The 21,884-nt window shown below is 52.9% G+C and carries 14 protein-coding genes; 11 read left to right on the top strand and 3 right to left on the bottom strand.

The features are described 5' to 3' along the window. The first annotated feature begins 55 nt into the window (after window positions 1–55). Genes Q8902_07675 through Q8902_07645 form a run of 7 tightly spaced genes read left to right on the top strand, consistent with a single transcriptional unit; the run spans window position 56 to window position 10,659 of the window. Entirely contained in the window at window positions 56–1,081 is a 1,026-nt protein-coding gene (locus tag Q8902_07675) for a GDP-mannose 4,6-dehydratase (protein MDP4199434.1), read from the top strand. Beyond that, entirely contained in the window at window positions 1,009–2,742 is a 1,734-nt protein-coding gene (locus Q8902_07670) for a hypothetical protein (GenBank protein MDP4199433.1), read from the top strand. The genes Q8902_07675 and Q8902_07670 overlap by 73 nt, the downstream gene beginning before the upstream one ends. Before the next feature lie 31 nt (window positions 2,743–2,773). Continuing rightward, a complete protein-coding gene (locus Q8902_07665) occupies window positions 2,774–4,354 on the top strand; it encodes a hypothetical protein (GenBank protein ID MDP4199432.1) in 1,581 nt (526 codons plus the stop codon). Next, window positions 4,351–5,973, top strand: coding sequence for a hypothetical protein (locus tag Q8902_07660; GenBank protein MDP4199431.1), 1,623 nt, complete (start codon window positions 4,351–4,353; stop codon window positions 5,971–5,973). The genes Q8902_07665 and Q8902_07660 overlap by 4 nt, the downstream gene beginning before the upstream one ends. After that, window positions 5,963–7,564: a hypothetical protein gene (locus Q8902_07655; GenBank protein MDP4199430.1), complete on the top strand. Its 1,602-nt coding sequence runs from the start codon at window positions 5,963–5,965 to the stop codon at window positions 7,562–7,564. The genes Q8902_07660 and Q8902_07655 overlap by 11 nt, the downstream gene beginning before the upstream one ends. Continuing rightward, window positions 7,557–9,152, top strand: coding sequence for a hypothetical protein (locus Q8902_07650; protein MDP4199429.1), 1,596 nt, complete (start codon window positions 7,557–7,559; stop codon window positions 9,150–9,152). The genes Q8902_07655 and Q8902_07650 overlap by 8 nt, the downstream gene beginning before the upstream one ends. 1 nt (window position 9,153) lies before the next feature. After that, the gene (locus Q8902_07645) at window positions 9,154–10,659 is read left to right on the top strand and encodes a hypothetical protein (GenBank protein ID MDP4199428.1); all 1,506 of its coding nucleotides are present in this window, start codon (window positions 9,154–9,156) and stop codon (window positions 10,657–10,659) included. Here Q8902_07645 and Q8902_07640 read toward each other — a convergent pair. Beyond that, window positions 10,653–12,137 carry a hypothetical protein gene (locus Q8902_07640; protein MDP4199427.1) on the bottom strand — a complete coding sequence of 495 codons (1,485 nt, stop codon included), beginning with the start codon at window positions 12,135–12,137 and terminating at the stop codon, window positions 10,653–10,655. The genes Q8902_07645 and Q8902_07640 overlap by 7 nt on opposite strands. A 31-nt stretch (window positions 12,138–12,168) precedes the next feature. On the opposite strand from Q8902_07640, the gene Q8902_07635 reads away from it, so the two are divergent. From Q8902_07635 to Q8902_07625, 3 genes are all read left to right on the top strand, one after another. Then, window positions 12,169–13,896: a glycosyltransferase family 39 protein gene (locus Q8902_07635; protein MDP4199426.1), complete on the top strand. Its 1,728-nt coding sequence runs from the start codon at window positions 12,169–12,171 to the stop codon at window positions 13,894–13,896. A 50-nt stretch (window positions 13,897–13,946) separates the two neighbouring features. Continuing rightward, window positions 13,947–16,175, top strand: a complete 2,229-nt coding sequence (locus Q8902_07630; protein ID MDP4199425.1) for a TonB-dependent receptor — start codon at window positions 13,947–13,949, stop codon at window positions 16,173–16,175. A 104-nt stretch (window positions 16,176–16,279) separates the two neighbouring features. Continuing rightward, entirely contained in the window at window positions 16,280–17,080 is an 801-nt protein-coding gene (locus Q8902_07625) for a DUF4249 family protein (protein MDP4199424.1), read from the top strand. A 49-nt stretch (window positions 17,081–17,129) separates the two neighbouring features. Here the strand turns inward: Q8902_07625 and Q8902_07620 are convergent, their stop codons facing one another. Both Q8902_07620 and Q8902_07615 read right to left on the bottom strand, forming a co-directional pair. Next, complete coding sequence (locus tag Q8902_07620; protein MDP4199423.1) at window positions 17,130–17,702, bottom strand: YbhB/YbcL family Raf kinase inhibitor-like protein; 573 nt, start codon at window positions 17,700–17,702, stop codon at window positions 17,130–17,132. Window positions 17,703–17,780: 78 nt separating this feature from the next. After that, window positions 17,781–19,229 carry a T9SS type A sorting domain-containing protein gene (locus Q8902_07615; GenBank protein MDP4199422.1) on the bottom strand — a complete coding sequence of 483 codons (1,449 nt, stop codon included), beginning with the start codon at window positions 19,227–19,229 and terminating at the stop codon, window positions 17,781–17,783. 217 nt (window positions 19,230–19,446) lie between these two features. Here Q8902_07615 and Q8902_07610 point away from each other — a divergent pair, with 217 nt between their 5' ends. Continuing rightward, window positions 19,447–21,861 carry a TonB-dependent receptor gene (locus tag Q8902_07610; GenBank protein MDP4199421.1) on the top strand — a complete coding sequence of 805 codons (2,415 nt, stop codon included), beginning with the start codon at window positions 19,447–19,449 and terminating at the stop codon, window positions 21,859–21,861. Window positions 21,862–21,884 lie beyond the last annotated feature (23 nt).

Here is a 21,884-nt window from a genome sequence, read left to right as displayed (position 1 = left end):
ATTGTTTATTTGCCCGGATGCGCTACATCTTGCCCGTTACTTCTTAGAACCAAGCTTGAAGACAATCCTTATAACCGGCGGCGCCGGATTCATCGGCAGCAATTTCCTGGGTTACCTCTATCGGAAGTATCCCGATTACCATCTTATCGTCCTTGATGCGCTGACGTATGCTGGCTCGCCGGATAATATCCCCGACGAGATCAAAAGATCGAAGCGGTTCGAGTTTTGGTACGGCAACGTGACCAATGACGATCTCGTGAGCCAACTGGTTTCGCGATCGGATATCATTGTCCATTTTGCGGCCGAAAGTCACGTCGCGCGTTCGATCTTCGACAACAAGATTTTCTATGTCACGGACGTGCTCGGTACGCAGGCGGTTGCCAACGCAGCAACGCGTCATAAAGGGCTCGATCGATTCATTCATATTTCGACAAGCGAGGTCTACGGCACGGCGCACACCGCACCGATGACCGAAGAACACCCGTTAAATCCGCTCTCTCCGTATGCAAGTGCAAAAGCCGGCGCGGATCGCCTCGTCTATTCCTACATCGCGAGCTATGGTATTCCGGCTTGTATCCTTCGGCCATTCAACCAATTTGGACCGAAGCAGCACCTGGAGAAAGTCGTGCCGCGTTTCATCACGAGTGCATTACTTGGCGAGCCGCTCACCGTGCACGGCACAGGTGGCGCGATCCGCGATTGGCTCTTTGTCGAAGATACCTGCATGCGGATCGATAAGGTAATGCATGCACCGATCGAATCGATCAAAGGAGAAGTCTTCAATCTCGGTAGCGGATTCGAGCTCGATGTACTCTCCATCGCTCAACTGGTACTCAAAATTCTTAAGAAGCCCGAGGATCTGATTTCACACATCGGCAACCGGCCCGGACAGGTCGATCGACATATCTCCTCGACTGAAAAGTCCGCACGGATTCTTGGCATCGAACCCGGTCGGTCGTTCGAAGCCGGTTTGGAACAGACCATCGAATGGTATAGCAATAACCGCGCATGGTGGGAAAAGCAGCTATGGATGCGGCACGTCCCCATCATGACAGAGACAGGAAAGGTCGAATATCACTGAAGAAGCGCGCCAATCTCACGCCCTCCGTCCCGATTCGGCTTGAAGGCTTTGCGGTCTTCGTGCTCATTGTGGTTGTGCTCGTTTTTTTCTATGACTCGCTTCGCACAATCTATATTTTTCCAGTCCCCGACAGTTACCGGTGGTATGGCGATGAAACGCAGACCTGGATGCTGCTCGGATGGAAGAATCTTCTGGCGCACGGTCGGCTCACGCTTCCGATTGCACTCGGTTCCACACTCGAACATGCACCGGGATTACTCCTCGGCTCCTCATGGGTCCCGGCGGTCATCTATGGTCTGCCACAATTGATCCTCTCCGCGGATATCGATCCAATCACGATTGGACGCACGGTCACGATGTGCTTCGCCCTTACCACCGTCGTGGTAATGAGCTGGGCCGGATTTCGGATGAGGCTGCCAACCGCGGGAGTAATGTTATCGCTTGCATTGCTGCTGACAACGCCAAGCTTTACCTTCGCCTCGCATAGCGCGCGCTATGACATGATGACTGGTTTCGCCATTGTGACATTCGTCGCACTGTTCGCCGTTCGTATTCCCTTGTCAGCGAAACGCGCGCGCCCAACTAGGCTCTTTGCATTCTGGCTTGGTCTGGGATCAATGTTCGCGGCGCTTACCATTAGTCCGCACCTTCTGGCGCTATTATTCTTGCCGGCACTTTACACCGCTTGGTATTTCGGCGTTCTACGAACCCGGAATGGTATCTTTTCCTTCCTTGGCGGTGGTGCAATTGCGATTGCAGTGTTGATTGGAGCCTATATGGCTGCGAACCAGCACGTCTCGATCGGAGGTGCGCTTTTCCAGCACAATCAGGCTGGCTCTTATCTCAGCAATCTGCCAATCGTGCATCCGTTCTCCTGGTCCGCCCAAAGCCACCAACTATGGGCGAAGGGCTACTATCTTTCGCACGAAGCAATGCCGTTTGCTGTCATCTTTCCATTGCTCCTGATTTCGAGCATTCTCCTTCTTGTCTTCAAGCGGCTCAACGAGCAGTTGATTTTCGTCACTTTATCTCTGGCGGGAGTAGTGGTAGGTGCGATCTACTTCCAGAGCACGCTTCCGTATTACTTGATCCACCTTCTACCACTCGCAGCGCTGACGCTTGCCGTTCATTTGAATGCCTGGAGAGACGAACTATGGATGCGGCCACTGATTGCCGCCGCATCGCTTGCACTTGCTGCACAATTGATTTTCGTGTCCATTCCCGAACTTCGGAATGCCGGACGGATGGGTAAGCGCATCAATGAAGCAAACACCACCGCCGTCCAGGCCGCTATCGAACAAGAAAGTCGCGTCTGGCAAGCCGACTTGCGCAAACCTCTCGTACTCGCTCAGGGGCCGGCTGTCCACGAACTCCTTCGCAACTCGACGATCCGCCTTATGACGGAGTCCTTTCTCTTTTTCCCCGAGCGTGATGAACTTCCGGACTCCACAATTGCACGTGAGGGCGTGAATTATATTATCGATTATAACCGGCCAATGACGACAGCTTATCAAGCGGCCGTCCGAACGGCCACTCCCATCTTTGCTCGTTCGGGCACGCTGCTCGATCGCACCGTCGATTACTTCCATGATACAACGAGCGAGATCGATACGCTGACACTTTATCAAGTAACACGTAACGGTCCGGGAGAAAATGAGTGAGCGTTCTGAAGTGTCGAATGCTGAAGTACGAATGACAAATTCTCAGTCCCACATTCGAAGTTCGTCAGTCGTGATTCATAGCGTGCTTCTTGTGCTCATTCTCCTACTCTTAATCGATCAATCACGCTTCCTCTTCACTTATCCAGTCCCGGATACCGGTATGTGGTTCGGCGATGAAAGCTGGACGATGCTGACAGCCCGTGCCTTCGCGGCAACCGGCGTCGCCCACATGCCTGAAGCGATTGGATCCTCGCTGGCATACTCGAACGGTCTGATCAACGGTTCAATTTGGATCACCGGATTACTCTATGGGATTCCGGCGACTTTTCTTGCCTTGCTTGCGAGTCCAGTTGCGATCGGACGAAGCATGACGATGTTGCTTTCAATCGTTACCCTGTTGATATCCATTCGAGCTTCACGATTGCTTACCGAGGACCGCATCGCGGTCTCTCTCTCTGTGCTTGCCCTTGTTTCATGCGATGCGTTCGCATTCTCCAGCCACTCGGCACGTTTTGATACCGCTACGGGGCTGGCAACACTGGCATATCTTGTTTTCTTGTGGCGCCTTCTTGAGCGAGGAAAGAGCACGAAACCAATAACTTCTTTTGCGATCGTGTTTCTGGGTGTGCTCTCTCTCGCCATATATGTTCATGTGCCCACCCTGATTGCATTGCCGGCACTCTATGCATTATGGCGCATAGATGCCCTTCGAAATTGGCGATGTTTGCTATCGGCGTTGGCTGGGCTGCTGGGCGGTTCCATGATCCTCGTTGGCGCTTATTGGGCGACAACAGGGTCGGTTGATCTATTGGGCCATGGATACAATCAGTATTACAATGTTGCGAACTCCTTGCCTATTCTCCATCCATTCTCGTGGCAAGTCCAGAAGATTAATACCATTGACCGCGCCGTCCAGGTTTGGCAAGTCGCCTGGCCGCTGGTATTATTGATGATTATTGGTGTGCTATTCAGAATCTGGAAACGACATCGATTCACTGCAAGTCAGGTAGACTGGCTCATGCTCTCAGCGCTCACGCTCGTCGGTTGGTGTGCATTCGAAGGACCAGCCGTGTTTTATAATATCCACATCTTGCCAGTCGTAGCGGTCTGTTGTGCAGTTACGCTCGGTCCACTACTGCAAATGCGCTTGACTCCTATTCTTGCCACGATTGGAATGGTCGCGATCGCAGTCTTGACCATCATGCGGCAGGAAAGTTATGGACGTGTTGCTCAGAAGATTACCCGCGAGAATTCGCTTGAGTCATTCCTAGAGTCTGCACATGATTCGTTTATTCTCGTGGATGAACCGGCACTTAATGAAGTTGCCTACTATGAACGAAGTCACGCCGGTTCGAATCTTCATCTAATGACCAAACATTTCCTCTTGTTTGGAGCAGAGAATAGATCGCCAGCAGAGATTCTTCGCGACCACAACGTCCGATATCTTTTGCTTTATTCTACAGTTCGCTGGCAAAGCCAGTTGCGTCCCATCGCGGATTCATTCTATACGGTAATTGGAGAACGGACCGGTCATCTGACAGATCAGGCCCGAAGTTACTGCGATCCCCGATGGGATGACATCGACACGCTTCGACTGTACCAATCGAGATGAAGTTCGAACGGATTGCTTTTGGTTTGCTCGCAACTTCGATTGCCGTTCTTCTGGTAGTCCAGTTCGGTCTGCTCTATACATTCCCCCAACCCGATAGCGCCAGATGGTGGGGCGACGAAACCGGCCAAATGCTCGAACTCCGCGCGGAACTACAGACCGGTTATGCGCATATTCCACCCGCTCACGGATCAAGTCTCGCAATCACGAACGGGCTTGTACGCGGCAACTCGTGGCTGGCAGCAATTATATATGGGCTACCGGCACTTTTGCTTTCCGCCCGTCTCGACCTTGTCACCATCGGCCGCACGATCACGTTTTTGCTTTCACTGGTGCTGTGCTTCATGATGTACAGAATGATGCGCTTGCTCAGAGTGCCTCCCCTGTTCGCATTGCTCGGTGTGCTGGTTCTTGTCTCAACGCGAGCCTTTTTCTTTGCGAGTCATGCAGCACGGCTCGACATCGCAGCAGGACTCAGCCTATTGCTCTTCGTTGACTATCTCGCCAGTCGCTATCGACGATTGCGACAACTCGAATGGCAGCCAACAATGATCTGGTACTTCGCCTATGGGGCGATCGCATTGCTCTTCGCGACACTGTCTATTCATTTGTTGACACTCCTTGGTACGCTCTCGGTGTATATGCTTTGGCGCTATCAGGTTTGGCGCAAGCCGATAGCTCTGATTGCTGCTTTTGGCGGAGCGATGGGCGTGCTCGCCATGCTCTATGGCATTTACGCACTGAGTGGCGCGCCGATCTCGATGTTTAGTCCATCTGTTCTGCCCAATCAATTTCAGAGTGTCTCCAGTATGCTACCGATCTTGCGGCCGCTTTCGCGATCTGTGCAAATCGCGAATCTTATTGAACGCATCAACGGTCTTTGGATGGAAGCTCCACAAGTGGTGATTCTTGTCCTCATTACGCTTGTACTGCTGTTACTGCGTCGTCGTCAGGACAAACGTTCAGAAGCTGAATCCTTTATAGTTGGAGCCTCCGTTGTAATACTCATCGCATGGCTCTTTTTCGAGAGTCCGGCATTGTACTATTATGTCCAGGTGCTTCCACTCTTCCTCGTTGGCCTAATAGCTTCGATTCATCATCGGCTCGTAGCGTCGAACGCAGTGGCAGTCGCGATTGTATTTTGCGCATTCCTATTACTGGCTTATGGCTGTCATGATGTGACGCTGGCTAGCACCCTGGCTTCCCGAATCGAACGGGATAACCGATCCGCGATTCATGATGCTATCCAGGCACTCGCAACAGATTCGAAGAATGCCCGTCCGATGGTGCTTGCTCAGAATCCGGCGATTGCTTACTTGGAACATGATACGAGTGTTCGCGTGATGACTGCCCACCTTGTCAGTTTTCCGATTTGGAATGCGCCACTCGCCGCTCAAATTGAACAAACCGGTGCCGGCTATCTGCTGCTGTATGCAACGGGTGACGGATCGCGATACAGTGACGACTATGCTGCACTTCGGCCTGTTGGCGATCGCATAGGGACAGTCCTCATGATCAGGACGGGCTTCCTTTTCGATGTGCATCGCAATTATTTTGAAGCAAATGGCCGTTCGATTAAGCCCGATACGATGATACTTTATAAACTTCACGGTGCTCGATAAGCTCTTGTCATATCTCCGAACCTCGTGGGAAGATCTGATCTTCTTCGGGTTGTTGCTAGCAGCCAGTGCGCTCCTGATGTTTGAGTTGACATCACTCTTTGTCGCGCCAATTGCGGACTCCTATCTCTGGTGGGGCGATGAGTCGTGGCTGATGACCGAGTTTCGGACTCAAATGCTGACCGGCGTCTTTCGTCATCCGTATGCCCTCTCCTCGAGCCTCGCACATGGTAGCGGCCTCATATTCGGCAACATGTGGCTTACGGCAGCGCTCTATGGCTTGCCTGCCACTCTTGCGAAGTCAAGCGATGTCGTGATGATTGGCCGAACGGTCACAGCGCTGCTATCGGTCACATTGGCATTTGTACTCTACGAGTGTATTCGCAAACTGAGTGGCGAGCGTCTGCTCGCGTTATTCGGAGTGATCGTACTCGTCACATCGCGGTCATTTCTACTGACAAGCCATTCCGCACGTTATGATATCTTGAGTGCGCTCGCGATTCTTGTCGGAGTAGCAATGGCCATGATGCACCTGCACATTCATATAGGAAAGCGGAGCGCCTTTCTCGCGGGACTGAGTATAGCAGCAACCTTACTGATCAGTGTTCATGTCGTTCTTGCCCTTGGTCTTGCCGCTCTGGTTGTTGTCCACGTCCGATCACAGGCGAAGGCCTGGAGTACAGGGCTTTTCCTTTTGGGAGTCGCTACCATTGGCATTATTCTTTACCTGTTATCTCACATTATCGGGATTCCTTCCGTTAACACAACCTCCGGCTCATTTGCACTAAATATTCACGACATTCCAGCATTGCGGTTGTTCTCGCGCTCGGTTCAAATCGCAAACCTATTGCAGCGCTGGAGTACCATTACATCCTTTGCATTTGGCTACGTGATCCTTGCCGCGTTAGTGCTACTTCTCACAGTCGTTCGAGGTATTCGCAAATCCGGTCGGTTGAATATTCCAGCTTGGACGTGGCTGATTGTTATAGTGCTTCTCTCGTGGCTCGAGCTCGAAAGCGCCGCTCCGACAAGTTATCTGATCTATATCCTGCCGGTGTTAAGCCTCGGCATTGCGCTCACATTGAAAGCAACGACGTCAAAAGGAATTGCATCGTCAATAGTAGTTCTGTGCAGCGCAGCAATGTTCTATTTCGCATTCCATGACTCCTGGCAAGCGCGAAAGAACGGTTTGCTGCTCACGCGCGCTAATGACGATGCGATCGGCGCCGCCAGTGCTGAAATCGAGCAGGACACCACACATCCCCTGGTCCTCGCGTTCAATCCTGCCGTGCACCGTCTGATGACCGATTCTGCTATTCGCCTGATGACGACACACTTCATTGAATTTCCCATTTCGATTGTCCCGGTCGATTCTATCCTTCGCTCTGAACATGTCCGGTACGTTTTGGTTTACAGAAGCGCTCTCAAGCCCGATTACATGCGAGAAGTAGAGCCGATCACGAATGCCGCTAAACGCGCCGGTACGCTTGTGTGGGAACGCACTTCGGCCATTCTGACCGACGTCGGCCGCTCCTATTTTGATACCAGCATGAGTGGCCATGATACACTCCGAGTTTACAAGATCCGTGAGTAGTAGGCTGACGATACGTATTGAACGATGGGCAAGCTTTGCGCTTGTCGTGTTGGTCATTGCACTTTTTGCATTGCAGTGCTCCTCACTATTTGTGTTCCCCCAGCCGAATTCTTTACGGTGGTATGGCGATGAGACCTGGCTCATGTCGGAAGCGAAGACACAAATCACGACCGGCACGGTGCGGTATCCGCTGGCCATCGGTTCAACACTCGATCACTCCAAAGGTCTCGCGCTTAGCATGACATGGCTCTCGGCGGTGCTCTATGGACTGCCTGCCGCGGCTGTTACAGCAGATCCTGTTGCGGTTGGCCGCGTCGTAACTGCAGTGCTCGCAGCGATTCTTCTTGTGACCGCCTATCGATCGGCTCGAGCGCTCGGTGCGTCATCTCTCGCAGCGCTCATCGGCGTGGCGTTACTTGCTTCCACTCGTGCATTTGTCTTTTCGAGCCATTCATGCCGTACGGATCTGCTGGCCGGACTCGTCGTACTGCTGTTCCTTTCCAGCATGACACAGTTGTTTGCCATACAGAAGGAACGATCCCAAATCTGGTGGATCGGGTACGGAGCCGTCGTCGTATTCCTTGCTGTGAGCTCATCAATCCACTTGCTGACATTGCTCGGACCGGTAGCGATCTTTCTGGCCTGGCGATTCGGCGGCTTCGGGACATTCCGGTTGGCATTCGCCACAATTATAGGCGCACTATCGACTCTCGTTCTGCTCACGATCGTATCGTGGCTCACTAACGGGACACTCACGCTATTCACACCGGGTGCTCACCAGTTTCAGGATGTTCTCTCATCGATCCCAATTCTTCGCCCACTTTCGCGCTCGGTGCAATCGGCCAACATCCTAATTCGGCTCAAACAGTTTTTCGCAGAAGCCCCTGCCGTATTTCTATTGGTACTGCTGACGCCATTTGCGTGGCAGTCCTCAAAGCAGCGTGCCAAAGCAAGTTCCCTTCTTATCGCGCTGGTAATCATCTTCCTGTCCTGGCTCCTCTTTGAAGGTGCTGAAATTAATTACCTCATGCAAGTGGTGCCAGTCATATTCCTGGCTATTGCGTTGGCGCTTTCGCGCATATCTTCCAAAAATAAAGTCATCGAATATGCTGCGGCGGCGATCGCCATTGTTTTCATCGGCATCAGCGGACAAGATATGCTGAGGGCCAGCGCGAATGCTCATGTGATCGATCGGTCTAACGCGAGTGCGATTTCTGCGATCGCCAGCCATATCGATACAAGCTGGCACCGTCCAGGCGCCCCGCTTATTCTTGTCGAACCTCCGGCACTCGAACGTATGTCGCAATATCCAAACTTGCGGGTAATGACCGATCACTTCATCTCATTCTCCGAGCGAGAGATACCAACTGATTCATTCCTGAGACAAGAACACGTGAATTATGCGGTGCTCTATAATTCGCCAAAATTCCCGAAGGACCGTGCGCGTGTTGACTCGCTCTATCGGACTGTGAGGCGCATTGGTACGCTCATCGCGTACGAAGCGGGTCGCTCCGGCGATATTGGCCGCAATTATTTTGGACGATCGGAGTGGCAGGATACGCTGCTCCTCTTTAAGTTGCCTGAATAATATGAAGTCCCTTTGGAAGCGAAGTGAGGTATTGCTTGCACTTGGTGCGACCATTGTTGCATGTATCGTCTGGCAATTCCGGCTCCGATTCCCATTCGACGATGCCTTCATTTCATTCCGATATGCAGAGCATCTTGCGTCTGGCAATGGATTAGTTTGGAACATTGGCGGGCCACCGACGGAAGGTTATACCAATTTTCTCTTCGTCGTTATGCTGGCCCTGGTCCGATTCGTCTCGAGCGATTTGCTCGCTCCCTCGCAAATGATCGGTTTGCTGGCGACGATCGGTTCGGGAATCTTGCTCCTTAAGCTCGCAACACATCTGCGTGACGCAATCGCCGGGATTGTCGCGGCCTCCCTCTTTTGGCTGATGCCGCTGACGTGGATCAACGCGCTCAGTGGGATGGAAACGAGCCTGTTCGTATTCTTCGTGCTCCTGTCGCTCTTCCTATTCGCGAAGGAGCGGCTCCTCTTTGCATTTGGCGCTTGCTTTCTGGCGACCCTCACCCGACCCGAAGGTGCGATGCTGGGTGGGATTCTATCGCTTACACTCATCGGCAAAATGCGAGACGGGACGAGTAATGCCTTCTGGAGTTATGCGAAAGCAGCAATGGGGTTCGCTGTTCCATTCATGGTTTATGCGGTGTGGAAGTATTTCTATTTCGGCACGTTGCTTCCGAATTCATTTTATGTGAAGGTCGGCGAACCGGCGAAGTTTTTGCCGGGCCTCCAATATGCTCGCTTATTTGTAGTCAGCATTCTTCCACTCGTCGTAGCTGGCTTTGGTATTCGTGTTTGGCGCGCGCGCCCTGCTTTACTGGCGACAGCTCTATGGGCCATATCGCTTCCAATATTCTACCTTTTTGTCACGCCGTTGGAGGGACTGTACGACCGCTTCCTATGGCCAGACTTTGCTGCATTCTGTATTACTGGAGCGTTGGGAATCAGCTATCTCTCGGAGCGACTGCAAATCCGGGCGCTTCCGTGGGGAATCATCCTTCTTCAATTTGTCGTCATGCTTCGAAGTCCCCGAACGACACAATCGCTCGCGGCACATGAAGAAATATGGGATGCGAGTATGGACCGAATCGTGACTGAACTTCGATTGCTGCCACACGTTGATTCACTTATGCTGGCGTATGGTGATGCCGGATATGTTGTTTACAAGAGTGGGATTCGCCATCTCGATCTCGTTGGCCTGAATGATACCCGGATCGCCCATGCGAGAACTCGGGAAGATCGGGCAGCCATCGTGCGAGATCAGCGACCGGATTTGCTCCTATTGCCAGTTCAAACTTCCGATGGCCGTTCGGTCTTAGTGGAAGATGGCTACGGCACAGCGCCCGATTCATCGTTTCAGCCTGTTGGAAGCTTTGTGGTCTTTCCGTATCGGCTCGTACTATTCCTGAACAAGAATACTCCATGGCCGGATCTCTCCGATTCAATCGCCGTGCGCATTCGAACGACGGGCAGTTTCCTTTCGCCGCCACCCGTATTCTCTCAGTGAATCGCATACACGGCTTCATGCACAGTGCGAAACTGGAATCTATAATGCCCTGTATCGGAAATCACGATGGCATAGGCCCGCGCATTGAACGGCGGAATGGCAAAGATTGCCGTTCGAATACTGGCTTGGAGAAGACTTTCTCTGAAGCTATCCGCACTGGAATCTATGATATGCTGCTGTTCTCGCAAATATCGGGGTAGTCCGACTTCCGCCCAACCGCCCGATGTTCGAGGAGTTGCATCGTACAGATTGGGAAAATAGAGTCCAAAATCATCAGTATAGATTCGTTTCGCTTCTTCCGTGCTTCGAATGCCAAGATCTCGTTCGATGCTTTCGTACTCGCGGACTCTCATCGCAGCATGATTGGCGCCGAGGAATATCTCGATGACTCCGGCACCGACTATCGCCAGAAGCACTGCCGGTATCCACGGTCGCATTTGCAAATTTTGGAGAATGCCAGTGGGCAAGACCCTCTTGGCAAGCCCACGCGCTAGCAACACGATTGCGAGTACTGCCACTGGCCAGATGGGAAGGACGGCCCGCGGGCTATAGCCAACTGTAATCGCTGCAAGATAGAGTATGGAGGCAGTAAGGAGCACCATGAGCCGTGAGTCCCGAGATCCCGTTCTGAATTGCCATACTCCCAATACGAGAATTGGAAGTAGGTAATCGGCTACTGACAATACGTGTGAAAGATATGCACTAAAGAACCGGAGCGGATCGCTCGCAACAAGAGCGAACATACTGCTGTCCAGGATGGCAGGCGGATGATTCCAGTCGATGCCATACATCATCCGATAGACATTCAATGTCTGTGATGACTCGAACATTCCGTGGCCCGACCAGGCTTGAACGAGGCCTTGCAGCAAAACAATAGGAAGTGCGGCCAAACAAAGGCGCAATGATTGCCGAAAACCTTGATCGCGCTCGAATATCAGCACTGCGATCGCAAATGCAGCGATCATGACAAGCATGTGCGTTCGCAGGAGCGCGCCAATACCCAAAGCAATGCCAGCAATGCCGTAGTCTCGCTTCGAAATCGCGAGGAAGGCCAGAAGGGCCGCAAGTGCGGCCAGGAAATCTGGCGTAACGCTGAGAGCGGCACGCACAGCAGAGGGATTCAATAAGACGACTACAATTGCCGTCCAAACGCCCATCTTGCCGAGAAACCGTTCGAACAGACGGATGGCCAGAATCGCATAGAACCCCGCAATGAGCGCCTGAATGATCTCCGTTGCAGCAAATGGCTCCCGGGTAAAACCGGCGATTCGGAGCAGGAGCGGGTAACCAACTGGGAAAAATCCGTTATAGAATGTAGCCGGATCGCCGAGCGACAAATGATCGGCCTGCCAGCGAAGTGGGAAGCTATCGTTCGAGAGCACCGCAAATCGCGAGAGGATTGCCGCAACCACGAGTAACGCCGAATATGCCGCCGGCGCGAAACGAATAAGGCCCGTCCGCGGTGTTTCACTACTCATACCGATATGTAACGAGTAACCAAGGATGAAAATGCGCGCTTCTAAGCACATCTTGCCAAAACCGGCCCCCGCTCTGACGGGAGGAACGCCCTGGCTGCTTGGAATCGCGCTCTTGGCAGGTGCCTTCGTGCGGCTTTGGATGTTGGGTGCACACTCGCTACTGATCGACGAGGCGTTTGTTGCCGTCGGCGCGCGGGACATACTGCGAAATCACACGCCGATGTGGGATGCGATTTCAAATGCACCGTTCGTCTGGAGCGTCGGCCAACTGCTTGGCCTGAGAGGTCTTGCCGATCCGACGCTCCTCCGGTTACCAGCCGCGATCGCCGGAGTGGCGACGATCATTCCGTTGTATTTTCTCACACGCCGAATGTTTGGCGCACGTGTCGCATCGGCCAGCGCGATCCTGTATGCTCTGCATCCGTTCGCAGTGGCTTTTAGCCGCGTTCTCTTCTCCGATCCGTTCCAAGTATTCTTTATTCTTTGCGGATGGCTGGCATTTGATCGGATCCTGTTCTCGAAAACCTCGGGTTGGCCTGGAATCCGGAACATGAGCATTGTGGCACTGATCTGGGCACTCGCATTCCTGGCTAAGTACAATGCGGTGGTCCCTGGCGCCCTTTGGCTCCTGGCGGGAGTTCTCGCGGGACGATACCGGGTTGGGCCGGCGGTCGCCTGCCTCGCGGCAATGGCGCTTGGGGCAATTGCCACACTCGCAATTTGGCCGTATGATGCCCCAATCTGGCTTTCCGCGTTTCTCGAAAAAGGGGGCAGTTATAATGTCACGCTCTCGGCGTTCTACTTCGAGTCGAAATTGCATCTTGTATTGTTCGGAGCGAGCGAGGTGATACTCTTCGCAGCCATCGCAATTGCGCTGCGAGCGAGGGAAATGCGCGCGCAGTCGCTCGGTCATAGCGCTCTCTTTATCTTGGGTTATCTCGTCACTGTGATCTTTCTTGGACGAACATTTGAACGCTACTTACTTGTCTGTGTCCCACTCGGGTGCATGCTCCTGGCAGGACTCTCGGCTTACGCCATTCAAGAGCTGATTGCCGCAAAGCGCCGGTGGCTCCGGGCAGGGATTGCGCTTGTGTTGGGAGCGAGTATAGGAATATTCCTGATGGGAGCATACAAGTCCTACCGGTCGTACTGGACTTACCTGAAAAACGATACCGACGCTTCCGCGATCGCGAGAACTGTGACCGATCTCGAACATGACGGCCGCCATGGCTACTGGCTCATTCCAGAGCCGATTGGCGCATATTATTTGGGCTTCTCGCAGTATTACTCGCGTGCCGCCGGTATCGATGCTCAGGACTCACTTGCGGACTTCAACCATTTCGAGTTCTCCGCACAGCCTTACTCCGGCGAGCGAACTCCCTACAGCGTATTGGAGGTTCGAAGGCTGGCGCGCCAATGGGGTGTTGGCCGTCTCGCATCGATGCCCGGTGCATTTATTCGCGCCGCCATGGCGTGGCGTGACACTGTTGAAGCCCCACGAATTGGTTCGATGGACTACTTCACCAGCACAGCGCTGCACAGCAGAGATATTCTCATCATGCAATGCGGCTTGCGTGACGTGCAAGGTGAACCCATCCTCGAGCCGATTGACACGCAACAACTTCCACCCTCGTTTACGCGGCTTCCACTCGACCGCTTCCAAGTCTATCGGACCTTCCGGCCCGAGGGGCTATCTCTTACCGCCGATACTACGATGGATTCAGTCCGGGCAGGCTCCTGGATTCTTTTGCGCAAATGAGGTTGATGACCGCGAGATTAGCTTTTGTTTCTGTGATTGCTCTGCTCTGGATGCAGACAACTCTCCGCGCTCAGTCATCGGCAACGCTTCAGGGCAGCGTTCGCGATTCCACCACAGGCGAGGCACTGGCAGGCGCTCGCATCGAGCTTCGATCGCTCCATACGGGAGCGATTGCCGACACGGCAGGCAATTATCACATCGATAATTTGCCATCGGGAGTACTGGGCGTCGAAGTGCACCTGCTCGGGTATGCAGTCGAAGCACGAACAATCACGCTCGTGGCTGGTGAACGGCGCGTCCTGAACTTCCGGCTGCGAACCCAAAACGTGCAAGGCAAAGAAGTGATCGTGCAAGGCGAGAAGGAGCGAGAGGCCGAGCGGACGAGCGTAAGCCGGATTATGCTCACTCCGCAGATCATCTCCAGTGTACCGGCCATCGGCGGCGAGAGCGATCTATTTCGGGTGCTCCAGCTGCTGCCCGGAGTCAAGGCCCTCAGCGAAGTCTCGAGTGGACTCTACATCCGCGGGGGTGCGCCCGACCAAAACTTAATCCTGCTCGATCATAATGTCGTGTATAATCCCTCACACTTATTCGGATTCTTTAGCACATTCAATACCGATGCAATTAAGGATGTCGATCTGATAAAGGGCGGATACCCACCGGAATACGGTGGAAGACTCACCGGCGTCCTCAATGTGACGACACGCGAAGGAGATCGCAATGCGCTGCATGGGAAGACCTCGATCAGTCTGATCAGCGCTCGGCAAACGCTTGAGTTTCCTCTCTTGAATGGATCGGCGCTTATCAGCGGACGGCGCACCTACGTCGATGCGTTTTTGAATCTCACGCACGCCGATAAGCTCTTCAGTGATTCGATCCAGCTTCCGCGCTATTATTTTTATGATCTGAATGCGAAAATCGATCAGGATTTGGGCCCAAAGGACCGGCTGAGTATCTCCGGGTACCTGGGTGCCGATCATTTACACGTGCCATCTAATGGTGTTGTCGATATTACGCTCACATGGGGTAACCAACTCGCCAGCGCCGACTGGACACACATCTTTTCGCCGACGCTATTTGCCCGGACCTTTGCTGGCTACTCCGCATACTCTTCGCAATCACTTGGCAATCTGACCTCCAGTCCGTTCGAGTTCGACAATGGCATTCAAGAGTTTTCCATTTCGGAAGACTTGGATTGGCGGCTAAATAATCAGCACGATATCCGCATGGGCGCCAGTGTGTCACGATTTCAGTTTACATTCTTCAATACGCTTGGGACGACCAACAAGCCGCTCAATGATACTGGCGGCGTCCCTAATTATCTTGCGGCATACGCGCAGGATGAGTGGAAACCGAATGACAAGATTACGGCGACCGGTGGAATGCGAGCTGAGTGGCTCGATGTCGCCAGCGCAATCACGATCGATCCACGATTGACGATCGCGTATCAGTTAAGTCCTCTCTGGACGCTGAAGGCTTCGACTGGAATGTACCATCAGTTTCTGCATCTGGTAACTGCAGGCGAATTTACCTTTTTCGATCTTTGGGTGCCGGGTACTTCGCCGCTGCCTCCGAGCCAGAGCACGCAATACATCCTGGGAATCAGCGGATATCCAGTCCCGGATGTTATAGGCGATGCATATTTCGCTTCGTGCGAGTTGTACTACAAACGACTCAAGAACATCGTGGAATATGACGAGACGAAATTTCTGACCAACGACATCACGCAACTTTTCCCGCGCGGCACCGGCGAAGCATACGGACTGGAATTGCTCTTCCGCAAGCAAGTCGGCGACCTCAATGGCTGGATCGGATACACACTCTCCTGGGTCACCGAACAGATCCCGCAACTCAACAATGGACAAGCGTTTTATCCGAAGTACGATCAGCGGCACGATATTCAGCTCGTCCTTAACTATAAACTCTCCGACCGCTGGCAAATCGGCGCTACGTGGAGCTACGCAACCGGGCAGGCATATACATCCGTGCTGGGTTATTATCACGTAGGATTCGACGAGACGGGGTATGAAGGCAATCTCGATATTCCGGGTATGATGGGCGCCCTGCGATTGCCGGACTATCACCGCGCAGATGCCAGCCTAACATATTCCTTTTCATTCTTTGGCAAACCTGCCAAGGCTTCGCTTGATGTCTTTAATCTCTACAGCCACCGGAACGTGTGGTTCCGCGTCGTCGATACGCAGAAACAGCCACCCGAAATCTCGGATGTATTGCTGCTACCGATTATTCCGACGCTTGGAATGGAGGTCAGTTACTAATGACAAATGACAAATTGCGAATGACAAACTGCGTATCGGGCACAGCAAATGCCTCCGCCGATCCGAAGCTATTCTATTTGTCATTTGTCATTCGTCATTTATCCATGTTACTCATTCTGTCCGGTTGCTTGTCGGTGACAGAATCGACGTTCACGCCACAAATCGTGGTGCAGGGATTTCTGTATGCGAATGAACCGGTGGATTCTATTGTGGTTCGCCGAACTATCGCTGTCAGGGAATCGAGCGGGGATGATCGCGTGAGCGGCGCGCGAGTCACGCTCGCTAACGGAGACAGCACCTATCCGCTTATCGAAGCCGCTGGCCCTGTCCACGGTCGCTATATCTCTAATGTACCGATCGTGATTCAGCCCGGGAAAACTTACCGGCTCCGCGTTGAGGCGCTCGGACAAGTCGCGACGTCAGAGACAACGGTACCGGATGCGATCCGACTCGATTCGGTAACATTCCGCGGGCAACGACTCTCACTCACCGATGTTGATTCGATTATTTACCCGGGAACAGTCGATATAGACAGTCTAACAAGTCCTGGGATTCATCTCTTTTGGTCGGCAAGTCCCAACTCAGCCGGCTATGGGACCGAAGCACTCTCGCTCGATACATCGGATCGCATTCTCGGTCGCGCCTCGCTGAACAGCGACACACTTGCACAGGCCCGGTACCGCTTTTTTATTCTTTCAACGGATGAGCAAGTCGTCTGGCAGCAGTATATGTATTTTGGGCCAAACGTGATCCGGGCGCTTGCGCTCGATAGAAATTTCGAAGAATATGTCCTTGGACTCTACCTTGCTCGCTCGCAATTCAATAACAACACATTGCACATTACTGGCGGCCTTGGGATTTTCGGAAGCGCAGCACGGGCTTCGAAAATGGTCTATCTAAAGTAAACACCAACCTATTCACCCATCGGTTATTGAAACGATGAGTGCTCAGGATTTACTGCCGCTGGTAAGTCCCCATGATCTCCCCTTCACCAAGAACGTGGCCTTCGATCGCACTCATAAGCTTATCGCGAGTAACATCACCGGCAATGTTGATATGGCTATCGAGCGCATACAATCGGAAGTAATATCTGTGCGCTTTGCCTGCCGGTGGGCATGGTCCTGAATAGCCGGTCTGTCCGGCACCGTTCTTGCCTTGCCGCGTGCCATTCGGAAGGACATTTTTTTTCGGAATATTCTCACCAAGTCCGTGCTCGCCAGCCGGAATGTTGTAGACGACCCAGTGAATGAATGTCCCGTGTGGCGCATCGGGATCTTCGCACACGAGTGCGTAGCTGTTGGTGCCGTTCGGGGTGTTGCCCCATGAAAGAGCCGGTGAAAGATTATCGCCCTGACAGGAGTATCGCTGTGGAATACTCTCGTCGTTCTTGAAGGCATTCGATGTCATCGTCATGGTCTGCGCCATCACCATAGTCGCCGATGTGTCGGCGTAGGATCGCTGCTGCGAGTTCATTTTGCACGCTCCGCTAAGGATGAGTATTAGGAATAAGGTTGACTTCAGTATCATCGTGCGACCCTTATGCAAAATGTGAGCCTTCCAAAGCAGTCATGGTCATTTGGCCAGAAGTGCTGAGCGTTGAGCGCCCTACCGTTCAATTACTATTCGCCGAACGGAAACTGCGCCGGTTGTCGAACGAATCCGAACGATGTAGGCCCCATTCGGGAGGACGGAAAGATCCAGAGGAACCGCCCCATTCAAGTGAATGGATTCACTGAATACACTATGCCCCGCGAAGTCAAGAACTTCGATCGCAGACTCACCCAAATCCGCAGTTGTTCGAACGACACACTCTCCATTTGAGGGATTGGGCGAGATCAGTAACTCCGCGATGGGTGTCGTTGGAACAGCGACCGCAGCTTGCGGTTTGCCGCTCCCGATCAGCATGATCGTCGTATCTCGCGCGATAGCGGTTTCAAAAAAGTGAAATGTGACAATCGCGGTATCCGGAGAAAGCGATACTGGTGAAAAGCTGAATGTGTCCGCAGTGGCATTCCCCAATCCAACAGATGAGAGCGTAGTGGGAAAGTCGCGAGATTCACCGAGTCCCACAAATTTGAACGCGCCGCTCGGTGATGCAACAGTGATGCTCGCAATTGTAAGCGGCCCGTTGCCAACATTCTTGATGAGACCGTGCTGGATACTAAACGCTGACAGTGGAACCTGCCAGAATTGAATTAGGGTAGCATCGAACTGCAGCTTTCCTGCCGTGCCGATGCCAGCCAATGACATTTCGGTCACGCCTAACGCGTCGTTGCTATAGATACGAAGCGAATCCGCATACGTAGCCCGGCTTTGCGGATGAAACTCCAGACGAATCGGAGCACTATCGCCAACCGCGATCGTTCGCGCGGATGTATCGAGCAAGGAGTACATCGCCCCGAATTTGAGTCCGTAGTGATTGATCATCAATGGAGCCGTACCCGTGTTATGCAGCCAAACCGTATTGGTGACCGTGTCGCCGACCCTGACCGTATCGCGAAGGACCGTTGGCAATACAGCATGTGGCCCCGCGGGAGCTTGCACCGTCAGAGTAAAGATCGTGATGTTGGAATGATCGTTAGCATCCGCATTCCCATTCAGGTTCACGGCATTACCGGCGCCATAAATGTGCGCTGTACCCGTTTTCGTCGGCGTATATTTGAAGGTCCAGACCGCCGAGTCGCCGCTGAACGTCCGGGGCGAGTAGTGTGTCAACTCGTTACTATAGAGTTGCAACCCGGTGCCGGAGGTTGCGAGCTTTGCGCCATTATCGACCGAAATATCGCATCCTCCGCCACGCTCGGATGGATTTGCGACCGAAAAATGAAATATATAGGTCTGACCGACGACAATCGAGCTGGAGTCCGTCCAGATTTTCACGATGGTTGCGCTCGATACCGCGCCATGACACCCCAGGCCGCTGCAACCAATGCGTGATTGACCAATGACTCCCGAGGAGGTCGCGATGACCTGATTCACGGAATATGCCGCAAGGAAAAGAAAGACCGAAAATAGAAGTACCGCCGAGACGCGGAAAGCTTTTGGAAAAAACATTACGACAAAATTCCTAAAAAATGACAAAAGAACGGCAAAAATGAGGATAGTCCACGTTGGTCCGGCAGAATCAACCACCTTCCCTAACGATTAGACACTCGAACGGGGCGATGCAGGACACTGATGCCATGGCAGAAACCCGGAATTCTAAGATAAATTTCCGGATTGTAGCTCCTGGCCCCAAGGATCCCGGTGCCACACTTAACCCCATTCTCGTGTGATTGTAACCATGCGATGGCAATATGTTCCGATGCTTCCAGCAGTCCTGGTACTTTCGATCTTTTTCGTCAGTACCGGTCTGGATATGAGCACTGCATCGGCACAAACTCAGGCCTTCTCCATTGCCGGTGTCGTTACCGACCGAACGTCCGGCGAAGCATCCATTGGGACGGCGGTGATGATCTTTCTCGATACGACTTCCGTCGCAAGTCCGCTGCCTGTTGCCGACGCACTAAAACACCCGATCCGTGGAGCAATCACGAACAAGTTCGGATTTTTTTCGCTGGCGAAGGTCCCGCCGGGACATTACTTCCTCGTCATTAAGGCGCTCGGATACAAGCGGGACACCCGCCGTGTCACGATTGCGGACCAATCGCTCCGCATCGATATCCACCTCGATCTGGAAGTGAAAGAAAAGGAGATTGTCGTGACCGGCGACCGAGAGCCAAAGCCGACGCAGCGGATCAGCTCCGTGGATGTTAAGCCGGAGATGCTCCAGCATTTACCCGCGCTCAGTGGTGAGACGGACATCTTTCGCGCACTGCAACTGCTGCCGGGCGTCAAGCAATCGAGCGAGATTTCAAGCGGACTCTATGTACGCGGTGGCTCGCCGGACCAGAATCTCAATTTGCTCGATGGCGTCATCGTTTATAATCCCTCGCATCTGGCCGGGTTCATGAGCACGTTCAATTCGGATGCGATTCAAGACATCCACCTTATCAAAGGCGCATTCCCGGCGGAATATGGCGGACGGCTTTCGAGCGTGCTCGATCTCACGATGAAAGAAGGGACAAAAGAGAAAATCTCGGGCACAGCGGGCGTCAGTATGATCAATTCGCGGCTGACGGTCGAAGGACCACTGGGTGAGAACTCGACGTTCATGCTCTCGGGCCGGCGTATGTATTTGGATCTCTTGCTCGCGCTCGCACCGAAACCCGATCCGAATACCATTACACCGGACTATTATTTTTACGATCTCAACGGTAAAATCAATTTCAAACTTGGCGAGACCGATCATCTGTTCGTCAGCGGGTACTTTGGACGCGATGTGTTCTCGGCACCACAGGATTCGTTAGTCTCCGATATTTTCTGGGGCAACTCTACCGCGAATATCCGCTGGTGGCACATCATGAGCCCATCGCTGTTTACAAACTTCAGCGCGATCTATACCGATTATGTTTTCAACGCCGACTTGGAAGATACGCATGTCGGCGCGCCGAGCGATAATAATTTCAAGTCGGTTTCGGGCGTGCGGGACTACATGCTGCGTGGCGAAGCGCAATACTTCCCGAGCGATGAGCATACGATGAAGTTTGGTCTTGAGGCGACCGAGCACCGATTCCGCGCTGATGCTTCGGCCAGCATCGGCGATTTCGCCCGGATCGATCAGACGCCGACGATCTTCAATTCAATTGATGCCGCCCTTTATGGGCAGGACGAATGGAAGATCACGCCCGCACTCTCGAGCAACATTGGCACGCGACTTTACTATTTTCAGGATGGCGGATACTTCCGCGTCGAGCCGCGTGTGGCGCTGGCATATAACCTGACTTCAGACGTACAACTGACCGGCGCGTTCTCCATGGGCAATCAGTTTTTACATCTGATTACCCGCAACGATATCACGCTGCCAACTGACGTGTGGTTTCCTTCGACGAAAGAAATTAAACCAGAGCAAGCAACGCAATACGTGCTTGGCGTGCAAACCCATCTGTTCGATAACGAGTATTTCTTTTCGGTCGAAGGATACTACAAGTCGATGAAAAACTTGTACGAGTATAAGGATACGGCATCGTTCTCGCTCGATGTACCACTCGAGTCCGCGTTCACCAGTGGAACCGGCGAAGCGTATGGCATCGAGTTCTTCCTCAACCGACAGATCGGACCCTTTACGGGTTGGCTCGGATATACGCTCTCCTGGACGTCGCGGCTATTTCCAGAACTCAACAATGGCCTTCCCTTTTATCCGCGCTATGATGAGCGGCACGATATTCAGGCCGTTTTCACGTATCGCATTGGCGAGACCTGGGAGTTCGGCGCGACGTGGACCTACTCGACCGGGCAGGCCTACACGATGCCAACGGGACAATACGGGTTTAGTCCCGATCCGCAAAACTCATTCAATTATCAATACGGGAATAACACCGAATATTCTTCGCGCAACGGCTGGAGACTTCCGGCCTTTCACAAACTCGATTTGAACTTCACGCATTCATTCTCGTGGTTCTCGTTGCCGTGGCAAGTGTCGATCAATATATATAATGCGTACAATCAAAAGAATGTCTTTGCCGAGTACGTCGAGCGTGATTACAGCAATTACAATTACAGCAACACGACTGTGCCGCCATATTCGCTGCACCAGATCACACTCTTTCCGATCATTCCGACATTTGGGCTAAGCTGCAAATTCTAATGCTCAGCAAATTCATATCATCA

Source organism: Bacteroidota bacterium, from assembly GCA_030706745.1.
GTDB lineage: Bacteria > Bacteroidota > Ignavibacteria > Palsa-1295 > Palsa-1295 > PALSA-1295.
The sequence above is the reverse complement of the archived record's forward strand: the minus strand, read 5'-3'. Positions and strand labels throughout refer to the sequence as shown.